The 25,112-nt window shown below is 61.0% G+C and carries 22 protein-coding genes; 15 read left to right on the top strand and 7 right to left on the bottom strand.

All coding sequences use genetic code 11. The features are described 5' to 3' along the window. Positions 1-35: 35 nt before the first annotated feature. The 3 genes from KKO72_RS08865 to KKO72_RS08875 form a co-directional block, all read right to left on the bottom strand. Positions 36-2,318: a nitric oxide reductase activation protein NorD gene (locus tag KKO72_RS08865; protein WP_214937436.1), complete on the bottom strand. Its 2,283-nt coding sequence runs from the start codon at positions 2,316-2,318 to the stop codon at positions 36-38. Positions 2,319-2,323: 5 nt separating this feature from the next. Beyond that, the gene (locus KKO72_RS08870; protein ID WP_214937439.1) at positions 2,324-3,130 is read right to left on the bottom strand and encodes a CbbQ/NirQ/NorQ/GpvN family protein; all 807 of its coding nucleotides are present in this window, start codon (positions 3,128-3,130) and stop codon (positions 2,324-2,326) included. Positions 3,131-3,559: 429 nt separating this feature from the next. Further along, entirely contained in the window at positions 3,560-4,939 is a 1,380-nt protein-coding gene (locus tag KKO72_RS08875) for a ribulose-bisphosphate carboxylase (protein WP_214937441.1), read from the bottom strand. Positions 4,940-5,245: 306 nt separating this feature from the next. Between KKO72_RS08875 and KKO72_RS08880 the strand changes: the two genes are divergently transcribed. The 3 genes from KKO72_RS08880 to KKO72_RS21375 all read left to right on the top strand — a co-directional run bounded on the left by KKO72_RS08880 (position 5,246) and on the right by KKO72_RS21375 (position 10,184). Further along, positions 5,246-7,642 (top strand): M13 family metallopeptidase, encoded by a 2,397-nt coding sequence (locus KKO72_RS08880; RefSeq protein WP_214937443.1) that lies wholly within the window; start codon positions 5,246-5,248, stop codon positions 7,640-7,642. A gap of 84 nt (positions 7,643-7,726) precedes the next feature. Beyond that, positions 7,727-8,503 carry a ParA family protein gene (locus tag KKO72_RS08885; RefSeq protein WP_214937445.1) on the top strand — a complete coding sequence of 259 codons (777 nt, stop codon included), beginning with the start codon at positions 7,727-7,729 and terminating at the stop codon, positions 8,501-8,503. A 49-nt stretch (positions 8,504-8,552) separates the two neighbouring features. Continuing rightward, a complete protein-coding gene (locus tag KKO72_RS21375; RefSeq protein WP_214937447.1) occupies positions 8,553-10,184 on the top strand; it encodes a mechanosensitive ion channel family protein in 1,632 nt (543 codons plus the stop codon). A gap of 146 nt (positions 10,185-10,330) precedes the next feature. On the opposite strand, the gene KKO72_RS08895 is transcribed toward KKO72_RS21375, so the two are convergent. The 3 genes from KKO72_RS08895 to KKO72_RS08905 form a co-directional block, all read right to left on the bottom strand. Then, positions 10,331-11,170 carry a DUF3883 domain-containing protein gene (locus KKO72_RS08895; protein WP_214937448.1) on the bottom strand — a complete coding sequence of 280 codons (840 nt, stop codon included), beginning with the start codon at positions 11,168-11,170 and terminating at the stop codon, positions 10,331-10,333. Positions 11,171-11,426: 256 nt separating this feature from the next. Beyond that, entirely contained in the window at positions 11,427-11,621 is a 195-nt protein-coding gene (locus KKO72_RS08900) for a hypothetical protein (protein ID WP_078366518.1), read from the bottom strand. A 101-nt stretch (positions 11,622-11,722) separates the two neighbouring features. Further along, positions 11,723-12,016 (bottom strand): hypothetical protein, encoded by a 294-nt coding sequence (locus KKO72_RS08905; RefSeq protein WP_214937450.1) that lies wholly within the window; start codon positions 12,014-12,016, stop codon positions 11,723-11,725. 241 nt (positions 12,017-12,257) lie between these two features. On the opposite strand from KKO72_RS08905, the gene KKO72_RS08910 reads away from it, so the two are divergent. The 5 genes from KKO72_RS08910 to KKO72_RS08930 all read left to right on the top strand — a co-directional run bounded on the left by KKO72_RS08910 (position 12,258) and on the right by KKO72_RS08930 (position 15,929). Continuing rightward, the gene (locus KKO72_RS08910) at positions 12,258-12,863 is read left to right on the top strand and encodes a hypothetical protein (RefSeq protein WP_214937452.1); all 606 of its coding nucleotides are present in this window, start codon (positions 12,258-12,260) and stop codon (positions 12,861-12,863) included. Between the two features lie 74 nt (positions 12,864-12,937). Further along, on the top strand, positions 12,938-14,170 hold the full coding sequence (locus KKO72_RS08915; RefSeq protein ID WP_214937453.1) for a SpoIIE family protein phosphatase: 1,233 nt from the start codon (positions 12,938-12,940) through the stop codon (positions 14,168-14,170). Positions 14,171-14,179: 9 nt separating this feature from the next. Then, the gene (locus KKO72_RS08920; RefSeq protein WP_078366514.1) at positions 14,180-14,752 is read left to right on the top strand and encodes a SiaB family protein kinase; all 573 of its coding nucleotides are present in this window, start codon (positions 14,180-14,182) and stop codon (positions 14,750-14,752) included. Between the two features lie 34 nt (positions 14,753-14,786). Continuing rightward, positions 14,787-15,176 (top strand): DUF1987 domain-containing protein, encoded by a 390-nt coding sequence (locus KKO72_RS08925; protein ID WP_214937455.1) that lies wholly within the window; start codon positions 14,787-14,789, stop codon positions 15,174-15,176. Then, the gene (locus KKO72_RS08930) at positions 15,177-15,929 is read left to right on the top strand and encodes a GGDEF domain-containing protein (protein ID WP_214937457.1); all 753 of its coding nucleotides are present in this window, start codon (positions 15,177-15,179) and stop codon (positions 15,927-15,929) included. Positions 15,930-15,942: 13 nt separating this feature from the next. Here the strand turns inward: KKO72_RS08930 and KKO72_RS08935 are convergent, their stop codons facing one another. After that, positions 15,943-16,854 (bottom strand): LysR family transcriptional regulator, encoded by a 912-nt coding sequence (locus tag KKO72_RS08935; protein WP_214937459.1) that lies wholly within the window; start codon positions 16,852-16,854, stop codon positions 15,943-15,945. A gap of 138 nt (positions 16,855-16,992) precedes the next feature. On the opposite strand from KKO72_RS08935, the gene KKO72_RS08940 reads away from it, so the two are divergent. The 7 genes from KKO72_RS08940 (at position 16,993) to KKO72_RS08970 (ending at position 24,907) form a co-directional block, all read left to right on the top strand. After that, positions 16,993-17,721: an HAD-IA family hydrolase gene (locus KKO72_RS08940; RefSeq protein ID WP_214937460.1), complete on the top strand. Its 729-nt coding sequence runs from the start codon at positions 16,993-16,995 to the stop codon at positions 17,719-17,721. Between the two features lie 43 nt (positions 17,722-17,764). Further along, positions 17,765-18,463: a ribulose-phosphate 3-epimerase gene (gene rpe, locus KKO72_RS08945; RefSeq protein ID WP_214937461.1), complete on the top strand. Its 699-nt coding sequence runs from the start codon at positions 17,765-17,767 to the stop codon at positions 18,461-18,463. A 47-nt stretch (positions 18,464-18,510) separates the two neighbouring features. Further along, positions 18,511-19,611: a class 1 fructose-bisphosphatase gene (locus tag KKO72_RS08950; RefSeq protein WP_371736855.1), complete on the top strand. Its 1,101-nt coding sequence runs from the start codon at positions 18,511-18,513 to the stop codon at positions 19,609-19,611. Positions 19,612-19,711: 100 nt separating this feature from the next. Beyond that, complete coding sequence (locus tag KKO72_RS08955; protein ID WP_214937465.1) at positions 19,712-20,587, top strand: phosphoribulokinase; 876 nt, start codon at positions 19,712-19,714, stop codon at positions 20,585-20,587. A 169-nt stretch (positions 20,588-20,756) separates the two neighbouring features. Then, the gene (gene tkt, locus KKO72_RS08960; protein WP_214937467.1) at positions 20,757-22,826 is read left to right on the top strand and encodes a transketolase; all 2,070 of its coding nucleotides are present in this window, start codon (positions 20,757-20,759) and stop codon (positions 22,824-22,826) included. A gap of 9 nt (positions 22,827-22,835) precedes the next feature. Beyond that, a complete protein-coding gene (locus tag KKO72_RS08965; protein WP_214937469.1) occupies positions 22,836-23,507 on the top strand; it encodes an HAD-IA family hydrolase in 672 nt (223 codons plus the stop codon). A gap of 206 nt (positions 23,508-23,713) precedes the next feature. Then, positions 23,714-24,907, top strand: a complete 1,194-nt coding sequence (locus tag KKO72_RS08970; protein ID WP_078366504.1) for a phosphoglycerate kinase — start codon at positions 23,714-23,716, stop codon at positions 24,905-24,907. Positions 24,908-25,112 lie beyond the last annotated feature (205 nt).

Here is a 25,112-nt window from a genome sequence, read left to right on the forward strand (position 1 = left end):
TTCATCAAGGGTTAGTAGCTATCTAAAAGATAGTTTCAACGGGTTAGTGCGAGGAACAGCCTGGGCAGCTGTTCGGGCAAGCGGCTGATGTTGTCCACCACCGTGTAGTGCTGGCCAAAGATGTCACGCACATAGGTATCGGCACCCGCGTCCAGGCTGATGCAGTAGCTAAATATCCCCTGGTTGCCCAGCTCACGCACCGCCACCTTGGCGTCCTCGATCAGCAGGCGCTCGTCCTTCACGTCGATGTCGGAAGGCTGGCCGTCGGTCAGTACCAGCAGCAGTTTTTTGTCGGCCTTCTGGCTGGCCAAAGTGTGGGCCGCATGGCGCAACGCCGCGCCCATGCGAGTGCTGTAGCCAGCCTGCATCGCCGCCAGGCGCGCCTTGACGGCATCGCCCCAGTGTTCTCCAAAACCCTTGAGGTGAAAGTAACGCACATCGTGGCGGGTGTTGGAGTGAAAGCCGGCAATCGCCAGCGGGTCACCGAGCTGTTCAATCGCCCAGGCTAAGAGCGACACCGCTTCCTGACTCAGTTGTAGCACCGTCTGCTCTGAACCACGCGCGGTCTCGTTGAGCGACTCGGACAGGTCCAGCAAGAGCGTGACCGCGATGCTGCGGCCATTGGTGGTGTGGCTCATGTTGATGCGTGTGTCGGGCTGGCTGCCGCCCTTCAAATCGATCAGTGAGCGAATCGCCACGTCCAGATCGAGCTCGCTGCCGTCTTCCTGAAAGCGTACCCGCACCTTGTCTTGTGGTTTGAGCAGATCAAGCAGGCGTTTCAGGCGTTTGGCCAGGGCGCTGTGTTTGGCCAGCAGGGCGTCGATGTCGGCCGGGTTGCCGCTGGGGTGCAGGCGCTCGTAGAGGCTGACCCAGTCTGGCCGCACGGTCTGGCTGCTGTAGTCCCACTCCGGGTAATGGCGTGGCGGCAGGCTGTGCAATTCCGTCTTGGGTGGTGTCTGGTCCGGGTTGCTAAATGTCTCTTCGTCGTCTGAGAGCTCATGGAATCGCCAGAGGTGGCGGTTGTCGTCGCGGTAATCGACCTCGGTGTCCTCAAACCAGGTGTCGGGCAGCTGGTCACTCTGCTGGCGGGTTTTGCCCAGGTAACTCAGGGCCAGGCCAGCGATCTCGGTGGTGCTGGACTCCCCGTGGTCCAGCAGGGCGTGAAAACGCTGTACCCACTCGGCCAGTGGCGGCGTCTCAAAACGTTTGGGCGGGTCCAAGAGCGCGCGTGACAGCAAAGCCAACCGGTGCCTCAGACAGGAATGGGTGGCCGGGTTGCAGGCGCCTGCCTGTGGTGTCGGGTGCAGTGCCGAGAAAATCCGTCGAAGGCCGGGGTAGCGTCGCAGCGTCAGCAGATCCATGCGCGCGTCTTCAAAACACTCGATCGCCAGGCGCTGCGCCGGGCTGAAGTTGTCGGCAAAAATCGGTGTGCTCCAGCGCCGGTGTGCCGCCATGTGCGCCAGAGCGGCGCGGTAGCGGTCGATGCCGGAGATACCCGCGCGCTCGTCGTACACGTCGGGCAGGCGCATGCCGTAGTTATCAAAGTAGGGCATCGGCTGGCGCTGCACATCGAAGGTGGTGGAGTAGGGCACCAGCACATCCTCGTCTTGCCACAGCGCGCGCAGGTACAGGTCGAGCACGCGGGTGTGGTCCATCAGCAGGGTGCCGTGGCGCTCGCGCTGCAACACCGCGCGGCTGTCGGCGGAGCTCAGGCTGAAAAAGTCGCGCTGCTGCTCGGGGTGGTGGCTGTAGTTGCGGATGCCGTAGTTGATCCAGTTACTGAGGCCCTGCAGACTCAGCGCACCCAATAGCAGCGGCGCTTTCTCGAAGAACACGATCAGGCTCGGGCTCGGGTAAGTTTTGTGGATGCCGTGGATCGAGCCGCTGGTGCGCTCCAGCAGCAACAGACTCAGGTCCATGTAATGCTGCAGCTGCGTCTGGGTCGGCAGGCGCCGCGCCACGGCTGCCAGGCTTTGCAAAAACGGGGCGATGGCTTTGCCGTTGGGTGACTTGTTGATGGTGCGCACCGTGGCCATCACCGCATCGAGTGACTCTTCCCCCACAGTCTGGGCAATCGGTGGCCACTCCTGCAAAAAAATCAGCACCGGCTCCACACCGCGGCCCATCTTGCCCAGAAAGCGCGCCTGCGCCAGATACTCGTCGAGCCCTTGCGGGCTGAGTTTTGCAGACGCCTCGGCCATACAGGCTTCAAATACGTCGTCGATCTGGGAGAAACCGCAGTCCAGTTGTTTGCGCCATGCGGCCAGCTGCTCGGTTTGCAGGCCGGTGGGGCTGGGCGTGTCAGCCAGCGTACTCATGGGGCTCAAGCAAAAATCGCGTCGATGGCGTGGTCCAGTGTGGCGCGGATGTCGGCGTCGTCGGTGATCGGGCGCACCAGCGCCATACGGCAGGCGTCCAGCGGGTTCACCTCGGCCTGGATCAGGGTGGCCGCGTACACCAGCAGGCGGGTCGAGATACCTTCGTCCAGACCATGCCCTTTGAGTGCCCGCGCCGCCGCGCCCACCTTGACCAGCCGCACCGCATCGGCTTTGTTGATACCGGTTTCGGTGGCGATGATGCTGGCTTCCAGATCGGCAGCCGGGTAATCAAAGTCAAAACCGACAAAACGCTGTTTGGTGCTTTGTTTGAGGTCTTTCATCAGGCTCTGGTAGCCTGGGTTGTAGGAGATGACCAGCTGAAAGTCCGGGTGCGCCTGGATCAGCTCACCTTTTTTATCGAGTGGTAACTGGCGGCGGTGGTCGGTCAGCGGGTGGATCACCACGGTGGTGTCTTGCCGCGCCTCGACGATTTCATCCAGGTAACAGATCGCACCAATGCGCGCCGCTGTGGCCAGCGGGCCGTCGAGCCAACGGGTGCCGTTGGTCTCCAGCAGGTAACGACCCACCAGGTCGCTGGCAGTCATGTCCTCGTTGCAGGCCACGGTGATCAGCGGTTTGCCGAGTTTGAAGGCCATGTATTCGATAAAACGCGACTTGCCACAACCGGTGGGGCCTTTGACCATGACTGGCAGGCGGGCGTTGTAAGCTGCTTCGTACAGTTCCACCTCGTTGCTTTGTGGCTGGTAGAAAGGCTCTTGGGTGATGCGGTATTGCTCTGCCAAGTTGGTCATGGTGCGCTTTCCTATGGGGTCACGGTTGGGGCAAGTGACATCGAAGAAGGGATGGTAGACCTGAAATCCTGTTTGTCAGCATTCTTGGTCGAACCCGCAGCGCGCATTGGGTGTCCGACTCCGCGGATGTCCCCCGGTTCGGGCTATGCCCGAACCTCCTCCTTTATTCCGCTGCGTCAGACACCCAACGCACGCTGCTTGGCTGTGTTGGTTTGCCTGCCATGCTTGAACGCTGAAATCATTTCGGGCATGTTGTGATGGGGAGTCCTGCAAAGCGAAATAGAGGAGGAGAAAGTGGCTGTAGGCCACTTTCGGGGGACATTCGCGGCGCAGGGCACCCTGTCGCAACATGCCTTCCACAAACGTCGCGTAAGGCAGCCAGTCGCAACGGGCCAGTCCACCGAGGCCCCCGATAGCATGACCCCGTGCTTACTTGTGCACGCCGAGTTTTTCGCGCCAGCCTGGGAACAGCTTGTCGGCATCCCCCGGGAACGACTCAAACGCGCGGGCGAATTCTTTGTGTTCCTTGGCAAACTCGATCGGGTCGGCACCCGCCTTCCAGCATTCATACGACTGACGCAACGACACCGCACCGGCTGCGGGTGAGTCAATGTGGCCATAAGAGCCGCCGCCAGCGGTGTTGATCACATTGCCGTGGCCCAGGTTCTTGAAGAAGCCTGGCAGGCGCAGCGCGTTCATGCCGCCCGAGATGATTGGGGTGGTCGGCTTCATGCCGTACCACTTCTGGAAGTAGACCGGGCCCTGGCACTCGTCGCGCTCGATCATGTAGGCGATGCCACGGTCGTCGCCTTCACCTTCCATCTTGCCGTAGCCCATGGTGCCGACGTGGATGCCCGACGCCCCTTGCAGACGGCTCATCTTGGCCAGCACAAAGGCGGTGTAACCGCGCTTGGCGCTCGGGCTGGTGACCGCGCCGTGGCCGGCACGGTGGTAGTGCAGGTATTGGCCGGGGTATTGGCGCCGGGCCGTGGTCACCATGCCGGGGCCACCCACATAGCCGTCCACCAGGAAGGCCAGCTTGTCTGCGTCCGGGCCAAAAACTTCCAGTGCAAAGTCGGCGCGGGCCAGCATCTCGTAGTGGTCGTCGGCGGTGATGTTCATCGAGAACAGCTTGGCCTGGCCGGTTTCGTCCTGGGCGCGTTTGAGCGAGTCGTAGACCAGCGGCAGGGTTTTCTTGATCGGCGCAAACACCTGGTTGCCTTGCGGCTCGTCGTTTTTGATGAAGTCACCACCCAGCCAGAACTGGTAGGCCGCATCGGCAAACTGCTGCGGGCGCAGACCCAGCTTGGGTTTGATGATGGTGCCGGCAATGTAGCCACCGTCCTTGATCGGACGGCCCAGAATGCGCCACAGGTCCGAGATGTCCTTGGCCGGGCCGTCAAACATCTGGATGACCCGCTCGGGCATATAAAAGTCGATCATCTTGGCGTGTTTGATGTCACCCATGCCCTGGTTGTTGCCAATCGCCAGGGTCAGGAACGACACCAGCATGAAGCGGCCATCGGTCACATTGCGGTCGAACAGGTCAATCGGGTAGGCAATGCGCATGTCCTCGGTGGCTTCGTCGATGTGATACACCAGCGCGTCCACGCTGCGGGTGAAATCGTCGGTGGTGCTCACTTCCACATTGGTGCCGGTGGAGGACTCTGCCGCAAAGTGGGCTGCCGCTTCCAGGTAACCGTAGCCCGTCTTGGGCGCCATCTTGTACGCCACCAGGATGTGTTTGCCGCCGGCGATGAGGTCGTCTTCCTTGAGGCTCAGGTCGGCATATCGGTTCGATTGATCCATGCAGTCTCTCCTTCGGGGTGATGATGTTGCGTTGTGAATGGGTGGACTATAGACAGGCTTATTCATCATGAAAATTCAAATAAATTGCCAATCAAATTAGGTTTGGCTGATGAATGGGGCAAAAAACGCTCAAGGCCTGTCCTGCTCGCTCAGACTCATAGATCGTTACCAAGATTGCGCTCAGGTCACGAGCTGCATGGCGCAGGCCGATGTACCTGGGGCGGGCTGTTGTTTAAACACCTCTCTGTTCCTCAAATTGCAGCCATCGGCCGCTAAGTTGCCTGACTTGTTGCCAATAATGGCAGCATGAACACATTGATCAAACACACCTTTCTGGCTTGTTCGGCGTCAGCTTTGTTGCTGTGTGTTGTCCCAGTCGGGGCTGCCAACCATCTCCAGCAGCAACACATCCAGTTCAAAAAGGGCGCGACATCGGTCAGTGTCCGGGGTCATATCCAAGGTGACCAGACAATGGACTACAAGTTGCACCTGGCTGCGGGCCAGACCCTGGCGTTGTTGTTCAAGCCCACCAACCGGTCAGCCTACTTCAATGTGCTGCCGCCGGGTTCTCAAGAGGCCGTATTCATTGGCTCGAGTTCAGGCAACACCGCATCGGTTCAAGCCACGGTCGCAGGTAACTACACGGTGCGTGTGTACCTGATGCGCAACGCGGCCCGGCGCCACGAAAGCACCCGGTACACGCTGGATCTTCGTCTGGCGGGTTCTGACCTGGCCAATGCGCCGCCGCTGGGTTATTCGGTCGACAACATGTACACCAGCGTGAGCCCGCGCAAAGACTTCTACGACTATGCCGTTGGCAGCTGGCTCAAGCGCACCGAGATCCCTGCCAGCGAGGCCGATGTGGGTGGCTTCTCGCTACTGGCTGCCAACCTGGACAAGCAGTTGCTCAAACTCATCAAGGATGCCGCTGCGACGCCAGCGCCTTCGGGCAGCCCGCAGCAGCAGATTGGTGACTTTTACACAGCGGCCATGGATCTGGCGCGTATGGACGCGCTGGGCCTCCAGCCGGTGCAGGACGATCTGGACGCCATTGCTGCAGCGGGTGCCACGCCCGCAGACTACGGCGCTCTGGCCGCGCGCATTCAGGCCAAATTTGGCATCTCGCCGCTCATCAATGCCTCGGCCACACCCGACGCCAAAGACAGCTCTCGACAGATTCTGGTACTGATTCCCGGCATGCAGGCGCTGGAGCATGACGAATACGCCAAGCCAGAGAGCCAGCCTCTGCGGGACATGTACCGCGACTACATGGCGGCCATGTTCACCCATGCCGGGCAGACCGCCCAGCAGGCCGGGGAGGCCGCGCAACAGGTGTTGGCCATGGAGGCCAGCATTGCGGCTGGCCGGCTGACCGCGATCCAGATGCGTGACCCCAGCCAGACCTACAACATCATGACCCTGGCGCAGGCCCAGGCGCTGATCCCCGGTCTGGACCTGACGGTGTTCCTGAACACGCTGGGTGTGCCGGTGACACCGACACTGCAGGTGTTTGACGTGGGCGGTCTGAAGGCAGCGCAGACCTTGCTGGCCAGCCGATCACCCGCAGAGCTGAAATCCTCGATGCGCTGGTATGTGCTGGGCGCACGCGCCTCCGAACTCGGTCGCCCCTGGCGCCAGATGGATGAAGAGTTCAACCGCCAGCACAAAGGTCTGACGACTCTGCCTGAGCGTGAACGCGTGGTCACCCAGCAAATTGGTGCGCAGCTGTTTCACCCCTTGTCGCAGCTCTATGTGCAGGCGTATTTTCCGGAGTCGACCCGGCGCGACATCACCCGTATGGTGGGTCACGTGAAGGAAGAGTTCGCCCAGCGCCTGCGTGCCAACACCTGGCTGGATGAGCCCACCCGCGCAGCGGCGCTGGACAAACTCGGCAAGGTGGACATTCAGGTGGGCTACCCCCAGCAATGGATTGACTTCAGCGCGGTGGTGGTCAAGCCCGACGACCACTTTGGCAATGTGCAACGCCTCAGCGACTTCGCCTTTCGCAGCGAGATCTCGCAAATCGGCAAGCCGGTGCTGAAAGACCGTTTTGCCAGCCCCAATCAAACGACGCCGATCTCGGTCAACGCCGCCTACAACCCGCAGACCAACAGCATCGACATCACCGCCGCCATCGTGCAGCCGCCGTTCTACAAACCGGGGGCCGACGCTGCGGTGAACTACTGCACCATCGGCGCCGTCATTGGCCACGAGTTGACGCACGGCTTTGACAGTTTTGGGCGGCAGTTTGGCCCGGCCGGTAACCTGCGTGACTGGTGGACACCACAAGCCACGGCCGAGTTCAAGAAACGCACCGATGTGCTGGTCAAACAATACAGCCAGTACACGATCCTGCCTGGCCTGCAACACAACGGTGAACTCACACTCACTGAAAACACCGCCGATCTGGGGGGCATCACCCTCGGGTACGCGGCGCTGCAGCGCGAACTGGCTGGCCAGCCCCAGCCCAAGGTGGATGGTCTGAGCACCGACCAACGCTGTTTTGTCGCCTGGTCACAGCTGTGGGCCTACAAGGGCCGCCCCGAGCGACTGCGCCTGCTGGCCCAGATGGACTACCACGGCAACAGCCGGTTACGCGGCTTTGTGCCTCTGCTGCACCTGGACAGTTTCCACCAGGCGTTTGGCACCCGACCCGGCGACCCGATGTGGCGGGCGCCCAAAGATCGCGTGCGCATCTGGTGACTGCCGGGCGGCTTGTGCCATGGCGTCGCAGACAATAGCGCTGACTGACCAGAGATTTCACCATTGCTTCATAGGAGCTGTTTCATGCCCATTGTTGTGTTCAACCAGAAAGGTGGCGTTGGCAAATCCACCATCACCTGCAACCTGGCTGCCATCAGCGCCAGCCAGGGCTTGAGTACCCTGGTGATTGACCTGGACCCGCAGGGCAACTCCACCAGTTACCTGCTGGGCAGCACCGCCGCCGACGGCCAGCCCAGCGTGGCTGATTTTTTTGAACACACGCTGAGCTACAGTTTCAAGAGCAAACCGCCCACGGATTTTGTGGTGCAGACGCCATTTGAGAACCTGGATCTGATGCCCTCCAGCCCGGCGCTGACCGAGTTGCAGGTCAAGCTCGAATCGCGCCAGAAAATCTACAAGCTGCGCGAAGCCCTGCAAAAGCTGGCCGATAGTTATGACCGCATTTACATCGACACCGCGCCCGCGCTCAATTTCTACACCCGTGCCGCGCTGATTGGTGCCACCGGCTGCCTGATCCCGTTTGACTGCGACAGTTTCTCGCGCCAGGCGCTCTACACCCTGCTGGAGAACGTGGCCGAAATCCGCGCCGACCACAACGACAAGCTGCAGGTGGACGGCATTGTGGTCAACCAGTTCCAGCCACGCGCCAACCTGCCGCAGCGCATGGTGGCGGAGCTTATTGAAGAAGGCCTGCCGGTGCTGCAACCGTATTTGCCCTCATCGGTGCGTATCCGCGAATCGCACGAACAATCCCTGCCGATGATCTACCTGGACCCCGGCCACAAGATCACGCTGGCGCTGGTTGAGTTGCATGATGGGTTGCGCAGCACGCAGGGCTGAGCCCTCGTCCTGGCCAGTTCGTTTTCTTTCCGAGCGGAGACTGTTGCCTGTGCGTGCACTCCTTCTTTTTCTGCTGCTGGTGTTTGGTGTGGCCCTGTCATCCCATGCTCAGACCGCCGCATCAGCGTCCGATACCAACTTGGCGTCCAGTGCCGCCACCGCTGAGAGCACGCTGCGGTTTTTCAACCGCGACATCACCACCCTGCGTGGCAGCCTGTACGGCGTGTCGGCCCCGGACCGTGTGCGCCGTGCCCAGGTGCGTATCCAGGAGCTGCTGAGCCAGCCCGGTCCCCATGTGGTCACCCAAAAGCCGGAAACCGCCGGCGTGATGGTGCAGATTGACGGCGCCACCGCGTTTTTTGTCACGCCGGACGACATCAACCAACTCGAACAGGACACGCTGGCGCAGCAGGCCCAACGCAGTGCCACGGCCTTGCAGCAGGCCATTGCTGCCAGCCACGAGAGTCGCACTCTGGACGCGATCCTGCACTCCGCTGGCTTGACCGCGCTGGCCACGCTGGTGGCCGGGGTCTTGGTGTGGCTGCTGGGGCGGGTGCGTCGCGTTGTGGCGCATGGCCTGGCGGCGGTGCTGCAAAAGCAGGCGGATCGCCTGCAACTCGGTGGCGTCCAGTTGTTGCATCCGTCGCGGGTGGTGGGCGCGGCTCAGGCGGTATTGACCGGCACTTACCGGCTGCTGCTGTTTGTGGTGGGTTACGAATGGCTGAGTTTTGTGCTGGCCAGATTCCCCTATACCCACCGGTGGGGTGAGTTGCTCAACAGCTTCTTGTGGGATCTGGTGGGCGGCATGGGGGCGGCCGTGGTGTCTGCCTTGCCGGGCCTGCTGACCGCCGTGGTCATTTTTTACCTGACCCGCATCGGCACGAAGGCGCTTGACGCGTTGTTCAGGCGCATCGCAGAGGGCGAGTTGCAGGTGACCTGGCTTGACGCCGCGGTGGCTGAACCGACCCGGCGCATCGTCAAGATTGTGGTCTGGCTGTTTGCGCTGGCCATGGCCTACCCGTATCTGCCGGGCGCCCAAACCGAGGCCTTCAAGGGCCTGTCGGTGCTGCTGGGTCTGATGATTTCGCTCGGGGCGTCGAATCTGGTAGGGCAGGTGGCCAGCGGGCTGATCCTCACCTATGGCCGCGTTTACCGCCAGGGTGAATATGTGGCCATTGGTGGGCACGAGGGCACGATCACCGAACTGGGCATGTTTTTCACCCGCATCCGCACCGGCATGGGCGAGGAGCTGACCCTGTCCAACTCGGCCGTGCTCAACGACACCACCCGCAACTACTCGCGCGCGGTGCGTGGCCAGGGCTTTGCCTTGGACACCCAGGTCACCATTGGCTATGACACCCCCTGGCGTCAGGTGCACGCCATGCTGATCGAGGCGGCACTGCACACCCCCGGGGTGTTGGCCGAGCCTGCGCCGCAGGTGTTCCAGACCGCGCTGGGCGACTGGTACCCGCAGTACCGGCTGGTGTGCCAGGCGATTCCGAGCGAGCCGCGTCCACGCGCCATGGTGATGAGTGCCTTGCACGCCAACATCCAGGATGTGTTCAACACCTACGGTGTGCAGATCATGTCGCCCCAGTACTTTGAGGACCCGGCCTCGCCCAAAATTGTGCCACCCGATCAGTGGTTTGCGGCCCCGGCTAAGCCGCCTGAGAAACCCTGAAGTTGTCTTTTTTAGCTATTACTTAAATAGCTAAAAGCCCTTATAAAAAAGGGCTTGATCGCTACTTTATAGGTAGGTTCTGGTGCGATGAGGGTGTTGTGGCCAACGCTTGGAGGGTGGCTCAAGCCTCAGCTCACACCAGGCTCTCAACCAAAGCTGGCCCGGTACGTCACCGGGTCCAGCAGGCAATGCTGATCCAGCGCGCCAGGCAGGTCAAACAGGCGGGGCGCTTTTCGGAACTCAAACAAGCGATACAGGTGAAACTGGTCTTTGGCGTCCTGGGACAGCGCCAGCTCCCCGCGTGACACAAAGAACGGCGTGTCCCGGCCAAAAGTGGTTGTTTTCACTTCAATCAGGCGCTCTTTGCCATCCGACTCAAACGACAACACGTCGTAGCCCAGGCCGTCACCTTTGGATTGGGAGACGTGTTCCACCTTGTCGGCCAACCGTGCTTGGCCCAGCGCGTTGAGTCGCCAATGTTCAAACAAGACGACAAATTCTTCACCCGCCAGCCCGAGCGAGCGGTTTTGCGCTTCGCGCTCAAAGTAGTCGCGTTTGACCGCCTTGAATAGCAGAGGGGTGCGCGGCTCGTGCAAGACATGTGGGTCATGCCTGGAGGGCGCTGTGGTTTTGACTTTTCTAAAGTCGGTTTGCACAGGGGTGATGGCCGGCTGTTGCACTGCTGCGAGTGCCACGTGATCCAGCGAGGTGGTGGCACCCACCTGCGCTTGGGCAATCTCACCCAGAAGTGTTTGGTAATTGGATCGGGGTTGATAACCCCGGATGTAGGGAAACCCGAGCTCAATCATCACTGCGCTGATATTGCAATGTTTGAACTCGATGGCGGCATCAGACCGACTATTGAGCTTGGCCTGCAACAGCTTGCGGTGTTGGGTCTTGTTGTAACTTTGGCCTGCCAGCTCCAAGGTGAGCATGGTCAAGTAGTCCGCAACGACGGCTTCAACTTCTTCGCGTGACCAATCCATGCATGCCCCAAACAACAACGGGTGATGGGCGTTGAGGATAGCTCAAACCGAGGGCTTGAGGCACTCACGCAGCCGGATCAGCTCAATCAATTCTTGCGGTTGCGTGGCTTGAGAACACCTAGTCTGGTTGACGCAAGGTGTGTGAATTGATAGCTGCCAGCCCTTTATGTACAAGGGCTACAGCCATACTTGATGATGACTATGGGGTGTGGCGCACGGCCCAGTCTGGCTGCGCCACATCAGTGCCGAAGCGTGTTTAAACCTTGCGTGCCCAGGGACCGAGGGTCAGGCGTTCGGCTGCGCCGAGCCGTTGCTCAAAGCGGGCGGAGTTCAGCAAAGAGTTCTTGATCAGACCCAGACGCACGGCAGCGGCGTAGTTGGCGCGGGCCAGGTCAAAGGGCAGACTCAGCAGTTGGCTGGTGGTTTTGGCAAAAGTGTCAAAAGGGGACATGGTGTGTCCTCCAGAAAAATGGGTCGGCAACATGGCTATGTTGTCGGCTGTTGTCAGGGTCAAGCCCTGTGGCAGGAAGCAACCACAGGGCCTTGGCTCGGTTATTGGGCCAGCGGCGCCATGGCAGACACCACGGCCATTTCGTGGCGGTTGGCGGCAGCGTACAGGTCGTCCGCATAACGCGGGTCGGTACGGTACAGGGTGTCGGCGTAGGCGCGCAGCTTGTCGGCTTCTTGTTGCGCGGTGACGACTTGGCTCATAGGACGAGCTCTCAGCACGGACTTGAGCACGGCTGCCAGCAACCGGCGGGTAGCGGTGCCAAGCTCGCGCAGGGCATCACTCACGGTGTTGGCGTCGTGGGCCAAGCGGGACGGGTACAGAACGGTGTCGGTCATGATGATTTCCTCCTAAAAAAACTTTGTTGCGGTGCAGTATAGGGTTTACCCTAATACCCATGGAGCTGGCTTGGGTACGTACTGGTTACGTACCGCCCCAAACCCATTCCGCCAGAGCCATACGCCGGTTTGGCTGTGCTGTTTTGACCGAGCGGCGCCGAGCCGCTGCACCCGGTGTCACAGGCGATTCATCTGGGGGCGTTACGGTTGCCCCCTGTTGTTTGTTGCGAGAGCTAGGGGCATGAAACTGATCAAGACCGACAAGGGCAGGGAGGCGCTGCGCAGCCGCGACCCCCATCTGGCGCCGCGCGAGCGCCAGATCGTGATCCTGGCCAATGGCAGCCATTCACGTATGTCGCTGCAGCAGCTGCTGGCGCGTGACATCGGGCCGCAGGTGCAGCGCCTGCTGGCATCCGGTTATCTGGAGGAGTGTGCACACGGTCTCACAGCCCCTCACGACGCACTTCTTGCTTCTGTTGCAGTTGCTTCGGGTGCTGACCGCTTGCCAGCCTGGCCCAAGACAGACGATCAGGCACAGACACCACGCACACGCCGTTCCTTGGCAGGCACCAAGATGTACATCGTTGACCGGTTGCAGCTGTTGCGCGATTTGGAGGCGTCGTCGATGGCCGCCTGTCTGCACAGCAGCCAAGGGGAGGTCGAGTTCATCCAGAACGTGGCGCAGGCAGCGCGCCTGATTGTGGAGAAATGTGGCCCGTCTTATGGCCTGCGGGTGGTCAAGACACTGCTTGACACCGTACCCGAGGGGCATGTGGCGGTGTTCCATCACCTGGCTCGTGACATCGAGACCCGCGCGGTGCCCAGTCCTGACCACGGTGGCTGGTGATCAGGATGGGACTGTCACAAAAACTCAATATGTCTGTCATAGCATCCAGGGACACCCCACCTCCCGCTTCCCCCATGTCAGACAACAACGAGTACCTGCGCGACTGTCGCCCGCGATTTCGCCAGCCCGCAGCAGGTGACCTGTGCACCCAGGCGCCGTCCATGACCACGGACGAGACCAACGAAAAAGTGCTCGATGTCTTCAGTCGGCATCGTGACCTGACCAGTCTGCCCGTGCTCGAGGGCAGCCGCCCCATCGGGCTCATCAACCGTGACATCTTCTTGTCGCAGATGAGCAAGCCTTACCGCATGGAGATTTACGGCCGCAAAAGCTGTATTGCCTTCATGGACAAGGAGCCCCTGGTGGTGGATGCCGCCATGGACATCGAGACCCTCACGCTGAAAGCGATTTCGTACGGTGAGAAGGCCTTGTCCGACGGCTTCATCATCACCCGGGCTGGGAATTACGCTGGTGTGGGTGGTGGTTTGCAGTTGATGCGGGTGGTGGCCGAGCTGCAAGAGGCGCGCAACCGCCAGATCATGCACAGCATTGAATACGCCAGTGTGATCCAGCAAGCCACGCTGCGCAGCTCGCGTGAGGTCTTGGCCCGCGCTTGCCCGGATGCCGATCTGGTCTGGGAGCCCCGCGATGTGGTGGGTGGAGACTTCTACCTGTTCAGCAACAACCCCCAGGGCTGGTTCGCCACCGTGGCCGACTGCACTGGCCATGGGGTGCCCGGCGCCTTTATGACCTTGATCGCGTCGACCAGCATGAACCAGGCCATCGAGCGACACGGTGCCCGCGACCCGGCCTTGTTGTTGGGCTGTGTCAACCGCAGCATCCAACAGATGCTGGGGCAGATCGACCGGCAGGGCGACACCCCGGGGTCGGATGACGGCATGGACGCCGCCTGTTTCTGGTTTGAGCCAGAGCATGGCCGCCTGCTGTTTGCCGGAGCCCGCCTGGCCTTGTTTGTGTTGCGCCCCGGTGTTGACCAGGTGGAGGTGATCGAGGGCCAGCGCAAAGGTGTGGGCTACGTCGACACCGAGTTTGACTTCACCTGGCACAACCAGGAGCTGGTGCTGCCACCGGGCAGCCTGGTGTTCATCACCACCGATGGGCTCATCGACCAGGTGGGCAGCCCACGCGCGATTGCTTTTGGCAAACGGCGTGTGCGCGAGTTGCTGCTGACTCAGCGTGGGTCCAACTCAGCGCAGGTGAACGGTGCGGTGCTGGATGCCTTGCGCCTCTGGCAGGGTGAGCACCACCGCCGCGATGACCTGACTTTATTTTGTTTCAGAACCTAGAACACCCCCATGTTGACACCTTTGATCGCCGAAAAATACGGCAGCTTTTTCAACCTGGCGCGCCAGCACCAGGTGATCTTCTACTACGTGGGCTATTTTTCCCAGAACATCGTGGCCGCCATGGCCGAGGCGGTCAAGTTACAGCTGGAGGTCAGTGGGGTGGCCGGCCCCACACGCCGCAAGCTGTTTTCGTCCTTTGTGGAAATGGCGCAAAACATCATCCACTACTCGGCTGTCTCTCTGACCCCGCAAAAACAGGACGACGGCGAATTGCGCCATGGGTCGGTCTGTATCCGGCGGGAGTGTGATGGCAGTTTTCTGCTGTTGTGCGCCAACCCGGTGGAGCAGGCGGTGGCGGACGATTTGCGCGGCAAACTGGAGGCCTTGCGGGAGATGACGCTCGACGAGATCAAGCAGGCTTACCGCCAGACCTTGCGTGAGGAAACACCCCTGGGCAGCAAAGGTGCTGGCATCGGCCTGCTCACCGTCGCCCGCGATGCACGTGAGCCACTGGAGTTTGATTTTGACGTGACGGACAGCGCCGGACAAACCCCGGTCTTTTATTTGAAGGCGGCGATCTGAGCCGCCCAACCCAGTCAAGGAATCGAGACCCAGGATGGACAACCTCTACATTGCACCCACGCCCACCACGCCGGAAGTGGACTTTCAATTCGATACCCATGTGCTGAGCTTGCGTGGCGAGTCCTACCCCGAAAACGCCGCGGCTTTTTATGGCGGGATCATCGGGCAGCTCAAGGACTACCTGGCCCGGCACCAAGGCGGGAAAATTGAAGTCAACATCGCCCTGGCCTACTTCAACAGCTCCAGCACCAAAATGTTGTTCAACCTGATCGAGGCGCTGCATGCGGCGGTGGAGGCCGGCAGCCAGGTCAATCTGCATTGGTACCACGACGAAGACGATGACACCATCCTGGAGTTCGGGCAGGAGCTCAGCGAAGACTTTCCTGCCATCGCGTTCTCCAGCCATGCGGTGAGGCCAAGCTGAATGGACACCTGTACCGTACCGCCCGATCTGTTTGAGGCCGAGCACCGTGCGCTGCTGGCCGCCCAAGCCACCTACGACAGCTGTTCTGCGGCGGCGCCGGACCGCTGCCACCAGGCACTGGGGCGTCTGCTCACGGCCTACGAGCGGCTGCTGCGCGAAACCCGCCGCCTGGTGCGCCGCAGCGACCGCGCCGAGCTCGAGATGACGCAGCTCAACCACCAGCTGCAGGAGTTGACCCGGCAGCTCGAGTACCGGGCCACCCACGACTCGCTCACCGGCATCTTCAACCGGGCCGCGATCATCGACCTGGTCAACCGGCATTTTCTGAACCAGGATCTGGCGCTCATTGTGTTGGACATCGACCATTTCAAACGTGTCAACGACAGTTTTGGCCATCCGGTGGGTGATCGGGTCATTGTGGGTGTGGTTGACTGCCTCCAGCGTGTGGTGCCTGCCACCGCGTCCATTGGCCGGGTGGGGGGGGAAGAGTTCACTGTCCTGCTGCCAGGGCTCAGCGCTGAGGCGGCTGAACAAGTGGCGCAAGCCGTTCGCCAGGCGATTGAGGTGCATGCCTTTGATTTGCCCGATGGCAGTGGCATCACCGCCAGTTTTGGCGTGAGCTGGTTTCCTGCGGGTGGCCGATTTGATGACGCCTACAACCTGGCTGACGAGGCGCTCTACCAGGCCAAACGCAATGGGCGCAACCAGGTGGCACGTGCCCTTGGGCAGACAGTCATCCTTGCCGCAACGTGACAAGGCCGCGCGACTAACTCCAGGCGTCCATCAAGGCGCCGCCCTGTTCGATCAGAAACTCCTTGAAGGAGCGGGCTGCCGGGGACAGTTTTTTGTGGCGCAGATGCGTCACATACCAGTGGTTGATCTGCGGCAGGCCCTGCACATCGAGCAGGGCGATGTGGCCGCTGGCGAGTTCGTGGCGAATCGTGCGCATCGACAAAAAGCTCAGGCCCATGCCCGCCATCACCGCCTGTTTGATGGTTTCGTTGCTGGGCAGGCCCATGAAGATTTTGAGTGGTGTGTTGTGTTCTTCAAACAGCCGCTCCATCGCTGCGCGGGTGCCTGAGCCATCTTCACGCACCACAAAGCTGTACTCGGCCAGGTCGTTGAAGCTCAGGTTCTTGCGGCGCGACAGCGGGTGCTCCGGTGGCGCCACCACCCCCAGCGGGTTGGTGGCAAACGGGATCGCCTCGCAGTCGATGTGGCTCGGTGCACGGCCCATCACCACCAGGTCGGCCTCGCTGCGCGACAACATGCCCAGGATGTTTTCGCGGTTGTCAATGTTGAGCTGCACGTCAATGCCTGGGTGCAGCCGGTTAAAACGCACCAGCAGCATCGGGATGAAGTATTTGGAGGTGCTCACCACCGCCAGGTCGAGCCGGCCCTTTTTCAGGCCCACATGCTCGGCCATCAGCGCTTCCAGATCCTTGAACTGGCTCATGGCGTTGGTGGCATAGGTCAGAAACGCCTCACCGGCCGCGGTGAGTTGGATGTTGCGGCCCTGCGGCTCCACCAGCGCCAGGCCAAACGCGTCTTCAAGCTGGCGGATCTGCATGGAGACGGCGGGCTGGGTCACAAACAGGCGTTCGGCCGCCTTGGACACCGATCGCTGGCGCGCCACCTCCATGAACGTCTGGATTTGTTTGAAGGTGTAGGGGCGCATCACGGACTCCGTTTGTCTCATCAGTCGTTGCTGATGATTTTTCAATAAAACGTGATTAGAGTTTATGAGTCAAGGCGATTAAAGTAAATGCTCACGGCACGGTATTCGGCTGTAAACCCTTGGAAAAAGGACATTCCCATGGTCACTGGCTCACTCAAGGCACTGATTTTTGATGTGGACGGCACACTGGCTGACACCGAGAGTGTGCACATGGCCGCGTTCAACCATGCGTTTGCCGAGATGGGCATGGACTGGGTCTGGACCGAGGCCATGTACATTGAGCTGCTGGAGATTTCGGGCGGCAAAGAGCGCATCCTGCACTACTGGCGCCAGGTCAACCCCGACATCAAAGAGATGGATGCCCACGCGCTGCAAGACCGCATCAACCACATCCACGAGATCAAGACCGCCGCCTACGAAAATACCATCAACACGGGGGTGGTGAAGTTGCGCCCCGGCGTGCTGGAGCTGATGGACCAGGCGCTGGCTGCCGGTCTGCAACTGGCGATTGCCACCACCACCTCGCCGGTCAACATCGCGGCCCTGTTGCGCCGTGCTGTGGGTGACAACTGGCGCCAACATTTCAGCGCCATTGGCGACGCCTCCACCGCCCCACTCAAAAAACCGCACCCGCAGGTGTATCTGCAGATGCTCGACGCCCTGCAGCTGCCCGCCAGCCAGTGCCTGGCTTTTGAGGATTCTGCCAACGGCCTGCGTGCCGCCACGGCTGCCGGTCTGGCCACCGTGATCACCCCCAACCCGTTCACCGCGCACCACAATTTTGAGGGGGCGCTGCGGGTGGTGCCGGACTTGAGTCAGGTCACGTTGGGGCAGTTGGTCGGCTGGCAGAATGACCAGACGGTCTGACAACAGTCCGCATCCTCTTTTTTAACTTCCCGAAAGCCTGTTCATGAGCTCCAGCCCCATTCTGCGTTTGGCACCGTCCATCCTGTCCGCCGATTTTTCCCGCTTGGGGGAAGAGGTTCGTGCCATCGAGGCCGCAGGCTGCGACCTGGTGCACTTTGACGTGATGGACAACCACTATGTGCCCAACCTGACGATTGGCCCGCTGGTGTGTGAAGCGATTCGCCCGCATGTGAGCATCCCGATCGACGTGCACCTGATGGTTGAGCCGGTCGATGCGATCATCCCGCTGTTTGCCAAGGCCGGTGCCAACATCATCACCTTCCACCCCGAAGCCTCCAAACACGTGGACCGCAGTCTGTCGATGATCCGCGAGCTGGGCTGCAAGGCCGGTCTGGTACTCAACCCGGCGACACCGCTGAGTGTGCTCGACTACGTCATGGACAAGCTCGACATGGTGCTGCTCATGAGTGTCAACCCTGGTTTTGGCGGCCAGAAATTCATCCCCAGCACGCTGGACAAACTGCGCCTGGTGCGCGCCCGCATCGACGCCCATGTGGCAGCCGGTGGCCAGCCGATCTGGCTTGAGGTGGATGGCGGCGTCAAGACCGACAACATCCGTGACATTGCCCAAGCCGGGGCCGACACCTTTGTGGCCGGTAGTGCCGTATTTGGCGCCCCCGATGCCGACGGCGGCTACAAAACGGTCATGCAGTCCTTGCGGTCTGCAGCCCTTTCTGCATAAGCCTCTGGCACTACAAAATTTAAACAATCGGGAGTTTCGCCATGCCTATGACCCTTCGTTCCAACCGTTCGACTTTGACGCAATTCCTGATCGAGGAGCGCCGTCGTTTTCCCAGTGCCAGCGGTGATTTCAATTCGCTGATTCTGGATGTGTCCCTGGCCTGCAAAGGCATCGCCAAGGCCGTCGCTTTTGGCGAACTGGCCGGTGTCATGGGCAACCATGCGGCCGACGAGGGTGGTTCCGTCAATGTGCAGGGTGAAACCCAGAAAAAGCTCGATGTTTTGTCCAACGAGGTTTTCATGCAGCGCACCGAATGGTCGGGCAGCCTGGCGGGCATGGCCTCAGAGGAGATGGACGCGCCCTACCAGATCCCCAAGCAGTACCCGCGTGGCAATTACCTGATTGTGTTTGACCCGCTGGACGGCTCCAGCAACATCGACGTGAATGTGTCGGTGGGCAGCATTTTCAGCATCCTGCGCGCGCCGCAAGAGGTCATCGACTCGGGCCGCGACGTGCTGGAGGCCGATTTCCTCCAGCCTGGTTGCAAACAGGTGGCCGCAGGGTACGCGCTGTATGGGCCCACCACCATGCTGGTGCTGACCGTGGGGGACGGTGTCAACGGCTTCACGCTGGATCCCAACATTGGTGAGTTCATGCTGACCCACCCCAAGCTGCGTATCCCTGAGGACACCCAGGAATTTGCCATCAACGCGTCCAACGCGCGTTTCTGGGAGGTGCCGGTCAAGCGGTATGTGGACGAGTGTCTGGCGGGCAAAACGGGCGTGCGTGGCAAAGACTTCAACATGCGCTGGATCGCCTCGATGGTGGCCGAGGCGCATCGCATCCTGATGCGTGGGGGGGTGTTCATGTACCCGCGTGACACCAAGGACCTCAGCAAACCCGGGCGCCTGCGCCTGCTGTACGAGGCCAACCCGATGGGCATGATCATGGAGCAGGCCGGTGGCCGCGCCTCCACTGGCGAGAAACCGATGCTGCAGGTGAAGCCCACCAGCCTGCACCAGCGCATCGGCTTTGTGTTTGGCTCCAAGAACGAGGTCGAGCGCATCGAGCGTTACCACCACGAACCCACAGCCAAGGCCGAGCTGACCAACCCCCTGTTTGCCGAACGCAGCCTGTTTCGAGACTGATCGGGGGCGGCTTACTTCAAATTAAATAGCTGCTGGCCCAGCATTGATGAGGGCTAGATGGCTAAATCACCGAATTTATTATCCTCAGGAGACGTTTGCCATGTCCATTTGCCACCCCATCATTGCCATCACCGGCTCCAGCGGTGCGGGCACCACCTCGGTGACCCGCACCTTCGACAACATCTTTCGCCGCGAAAAGGTCAAGGCCGCCGTGATCGAAGGCGACAGCTTTCACCGCTACGACCGCAAGGAGATGAAGCAAAAAGCCGCCGAGGCCGAAGCCGCCGGCAACAAACACTTCAGCCACTTCGGCCCAGAGAACAACCTGTTCGCCGAACTTGAATCGCTGTTTGCCAACTACGCCGCCAGCGGCACCGGCAAACGCCGCAAGTACCTGCACGACCCCGAAGAAGCCGCACCCTACCACCAAGAACCAGGCACTTTCACACCCTGGGAAGACGTGCCCCCCGACACCGATCTGCTGTTCTACGAGGGCTTGCATGGCGCCGTGGTCACCGACACGGTGGACATCGCCAAACACCCCGACCTGCTGGTGGGTGTGGTGCCCGTCATCAATCTGGAATGGATCCAGAAGCTCTACCGTGACAAGAAAATGCGCGGCTACAGCACCGAGGCCGTCACCGACACCATCCTGCGCCGTATGCCCGACTACGTGCACTACATCTGCCCGCAGTTCGAGCACACCCATGTCAACTTCCAGCGGGTACCGATGGTCGACACCAGCAACCCCTTTATTGCGCGCGATATTCCCAGCCCTGACGAGAGCATGGTGGTGATCCGTTTTGCCAACCCCAAGGGCATCGACTTCCCCTACCTGCGCAGCATGATCGACGGCAGTTTCATGAGCCGCGCCAACACCATCGTGGTGCCCGGAGGCAAGATGGAACTGGCCATGCAGATGATCTTCACCCCCTTCGTCTGGCGCATGCTGGAGCGAAAGAAGAAAGCCGCTTGATCCCCAATGCCTGGCTGCGCCTGCCGCGCCGGTCTGCGGCCCAGAGTCCGCCGGTACCGGTCCGCGTTGGCGCGCCGGGCAGCGGCCACTTGCGCTGCCAGACATTTGGACATTTGATTGGCCGCTCGCAAAAATGTCAAAATCTACCCCTCAGTTTTTTGGAAACACCATGACTACACCCACTCCCGAATTCGCGAAGCAGATGGCCAACGCCATCCGTATGTTGGCAGTTGACGCCGTAGAAAAAGCCAAGTCCGGCCACCCCGGCGCCCCCATGGGCATGGCTGACATTGCTGAAGTGTTGTGGAACCGCCACCTCAAACACAGCCCGGCCAACCCCCATTGGCCTGATCGCGACCGGTTTGTGCTCTCCAACGGTCATGGGTCGATGCTGATATATGCCTTGCTGCACCTCACCGGCTACGACCTGCCGATGAGCGAACTCAAGAACTTCCGCCAACTGCACAGCAAAACCGCTGGCCACCCCGAAGTCGGTGTGACCCCCGGTGTCGAAACCACCACCGGCCCGCTCGGCCAAGGTGTCTCCAACGCGGTCGGTATGGCGCTGGCCGAGAAGTTGATGGCTGCCGAGTTCAACAAAGACAACCATGCCATCGTCGACCACTTCACCTATGTGTTCATGGGGGATGGCTGCATGATGGAAGGCATCAGCCACGAAGCCTGCGCGCTGGCGGGCACACTGCGCCTGTCCAAGCTGGTGGCGTTCTACGACGACAACGGCATCTCGATCGACGGCCACGTCGAAGGCTGGTTCACCGACGACACCCCCAAACGCTTCGATGCGTATGGCTGGAACGTGATTGCCGGTGTGGACGGCCACAACCCGGCTGCGGTTGACGCCGCCGTCAAAGCTGCCAAGGCCCAGGCCGTGTTGGCCGATGGCAAACCCACCCTGATCTGCTGCAAGACCGTGATTGGCCTGGGTTCCCCCAACAAGGCCGGCACCCACGATGTGCACGGTGCCGCCCTGGGCGCCGCCGAAGTGGCCGCCACCCGCGAAGCGCTGGGCTGGCCTTATGCGCCTTTTGAAATCCCGGCCGACATTGCCACCGCCTGGAATGCGGTGGCGCGTGGTGTCGCCGCTGAACACGCCTGGGACGCCAAGTTTGCCGCCTACAGCGCTGCTTACCCGGTCGAAGCCGCCGAGTTCAAACGCCGCATGGCCGGTGATTTGTCTGCTGACTACGCCGACAAGTTGCCCGGTCTGTTGGAGGCTATTGCCGCCAACCCGGCTTCGATTGCCACCCGCAAATCCAGCCAGAACGCGCTCGACGCGATTGCACCGCTGTTGCCCGAGTTCTTTGGCGGCAGTGCCGACCTGACCGGCTCCAACCTGACCAACTTCAAGGGCTGTGTCAAGGCCGGTCGCGACAAGTGGGGCAACCACATGAGCTACGGCGTGCGTGAGTTCGGCATGGCCGGCATCATGAACGGCATCTGCCTGCACGGCGGATACATCCCTTACGGCGGCACCTTCCTGACCTTCAGCGACTACAGTCGCAACGCCATCCGTATGGCCGCGCTGATGAAGATCCGTGTCATCCATGTGTTCACCCACGACAGCATTGGCCTGGGCGAAGACGGCCCGACGCACCAGAGTGTTGAACACATTCCCAGCATGCGCATCATCCCCGGTCTGGACGTGTGGCGCCCGGCCGACGGTCTGGAAACCGCCGTGGCCTGGGCCAGTGCGGTGGAGCGCAAGGACGGCCCCAGCGCCCTGTGCCTGTCGCGCCAGAACCTGCCGCGCCTGACCGATGTCAGCATGGTGGAGAACATCCGCAAGGGTGGTTACATCCTGTCAGACATGGAAGGTGCCCAGGCGGTCATCGTCTCCACCGGCTCCGAACTCGAGATCGCCATGAAGGCGCAGGCCGAGCTGGCCGCCCTGGGCATTGCCACCCGTGTGGTGTCCATGCCTTGCACCAATGTGTTTGACCGTCAGACCGATGCTTACCAAGAGATGGTGATCCCGTTCAACACCCCGTCGCTGGCGATTGAGGCGGCGCACCCGGACTTCTGGCGCAAATACGTCGGCCGCCACGGTGTGGTGATTGGCATGCCCACTTTTGGTGAGTCGGCCCCGGCGCCGCAGCTGTACCAGCACTTTGGCATCACCGTGGAGCATGTGGTGAGCACTGTGCGCACCATCGTGCACCGGGCCGCCAACAAACATGCCGAGGCTCTGCCCGACACGGTGGTTCCGTCCTACAACTGAGGCTTGACCATGGCTGGTTTTGATCTGGTCATGTTTGACCTGGATGGCACCTTGGTGGAGACCGCGCCCGAGATTCTGGACGCGGTCAACGACGCCTTGCGGCGTTTCGGCCTGCCCGAGGTCAGCCAGCAGCAGGTGGACGACTGGATCGGTCACGGCACGCTGGAACTGCTGGTGAAGGCGCTGGCGCAGGTCACAGGTGTTGAGGCCGCCGTGGTGCGCAGCAGTGCGCTGCTGGGGCAGATCCTGCCGGTCTACAACTTGGCCTACAACGCGCGTTGCGGCACCCGCAGCCACCTGTACCCGCAGGTGCTGGAAACCCTGGTGGCCCTGCGTGAGCGGGGCGTCAAGCTGGCCGTGGTCACCAACAAGGAAGGCCGCTACACCCAGGTGGTGCTGGACGTGCATGGTCTCACCAGCCTGTTTGACCTGGTCATCAGCGGTGACACCTTCCCCACCAAAAAGCCCGACCCGGCCGGGGTGGCCCATGCCTTGGCCCAGTTTGGCGTGGCACCTGGGCGCGCCCTGTTTGTGGGCGACTCCAGCATCGACGCCGCCACCGCCCGCGCGGCGCAGGTGCCGGTGTGGCTGTTGCCCTATGGTTACAACATGGGGCAAAACGTGCAAAGTTGTGCGCCAGACCGTGTGATTGCCGACATCTCGGTGCTATTGGATGCATAGCTGCTAGCCCTTTTGAATAAAGGGATTTTAGCCCATATGACCCTGCATCCAGAGGGTGTTGCCACGCCCCCCTGGATGGTAGGGGTGCGCATGTTACGGCCTTGTTATTTTGTTGGGCGAGTCGCGCGACAATCAGTAAGATGACGCGAGCACATCACGCCGTAGACAGGGCGTATGTCATCCTATTTTTTCAAGGAGCCTAGAGTATGAAAGTTGTACGTTTTGCCGATGTGATTTCCAGTGGCGCTGCCAAGGGTAAACGTGTGTTTATCCGTGCCGATTTGAACGTGCCGCAGGACGATGCCGGCAACATCACCGAAGACACCCGCATCCGCGCCAGCGTGCCGTGTATCCAGATGGCGCTCGACGCTGGTGCCGCCGTGATGGTCACCAGCCACCTGGGCCGTCCGACCGAAGGTGAATTCAAACCCGAAGATTCCCTCGCACCTGTGGCCAAGCGCCTGGGTGAACTGATGGGCCGCGAGATTCCTGTGATCGCCAACTGGGTCGACGGCGTGGACGTCAAACCCGGCCAACTGGTGATGCTGGAAAACTGCCGCATCAACAAGGGCGAGAAGAAAAACAACGAAGAGTTGGCCAAAAAAATGGCTGCCCTGTGCGACGTGTTTGTGCACGATGCCTTTGGCACCGCCCACCGTGCCGAAGGCACCACCTACGGCATCGCCCAGTTTGCACCGATCGCCTGCGCAGGCCCCTTGTTGTCGGCTGAAATCGACGCCATCAACCTGGCCCTGGCCAACCCGAAACGCCCGCTGGTGGCGATTGTGGCGGGCTCCAAGGTCTCGACCAAACTCAGTATTCTGCAAGCTTTGGCCAAGAATGTGGACAACCTGATTGTGGGCGGCGGCATTGCCAACACCTTCATGCTGGCCGCTGGCATGAAGATTGGCAAGAGCCTGGCCGAACCCAGCCTGGTGGGTGAAGCCACTGCCGTGATCGCTGCCATGAAGGCGCGCGGTGCCGACGTGCCGATCCCGACCGACGTGGTCTGCGCCAAGAGTTTTGCCGCTGACGCCGTGGCCACCGTCAAGGCCGCCACCGACGTGGCTGATGACGACATGATCCTGGACATCGGCCCGGTCACCGCCGCCAAGCTGGCTGCACAACTCAAGGCTGCTGGCACCATCGTCTGGAACGGCCCGGTGGGTGTGTTCGAGTTCCCCGCGTTTGAGAACGGCACCAAAACCATTGCCATGGCGATTGCTGAATCGGCCGCCTTCTCGCTGGCTGGTGGTGGCGACACTCTGGCTGCGATTGCCAAATACGGCATTGAAAAAGACATCGGCTACATCTCCACCGGCGGTGGCGCCTTCCTCGAAGTGTTGGAAGGCAAAACCCTGCCCGCGTTCGAGATCCTGCAAAAACGCGCTGAGGGTTAAGACCTGCACCCAGCTGCGCTGGGTTGTCTGAAAAAAAGGGCCGCAAGGCCCTTTTTTGTTTTCAGAATGAAATGGGTCTCTGGCCCTTATGGTATCAGGGCGGAGTGCTCCCTTTTTTGATGGGAAGGGCGGGCGCATGCCGCTGGCGGGTCGTGGTCCCCAAAGCGGGTAGGCCAAGTGCACCGGTCCAGAACCCGGGTGGTGG

The sequence above is a fragment of the Rhodoferax sp. U11-2br genome, assembly GCF_018619435.1.
Lineage (GTDB): Bacteria > Pseudomonadota > Gammaproteobacteria > Burkholderiales > Burkholderiaceae_C > Rhodoferax.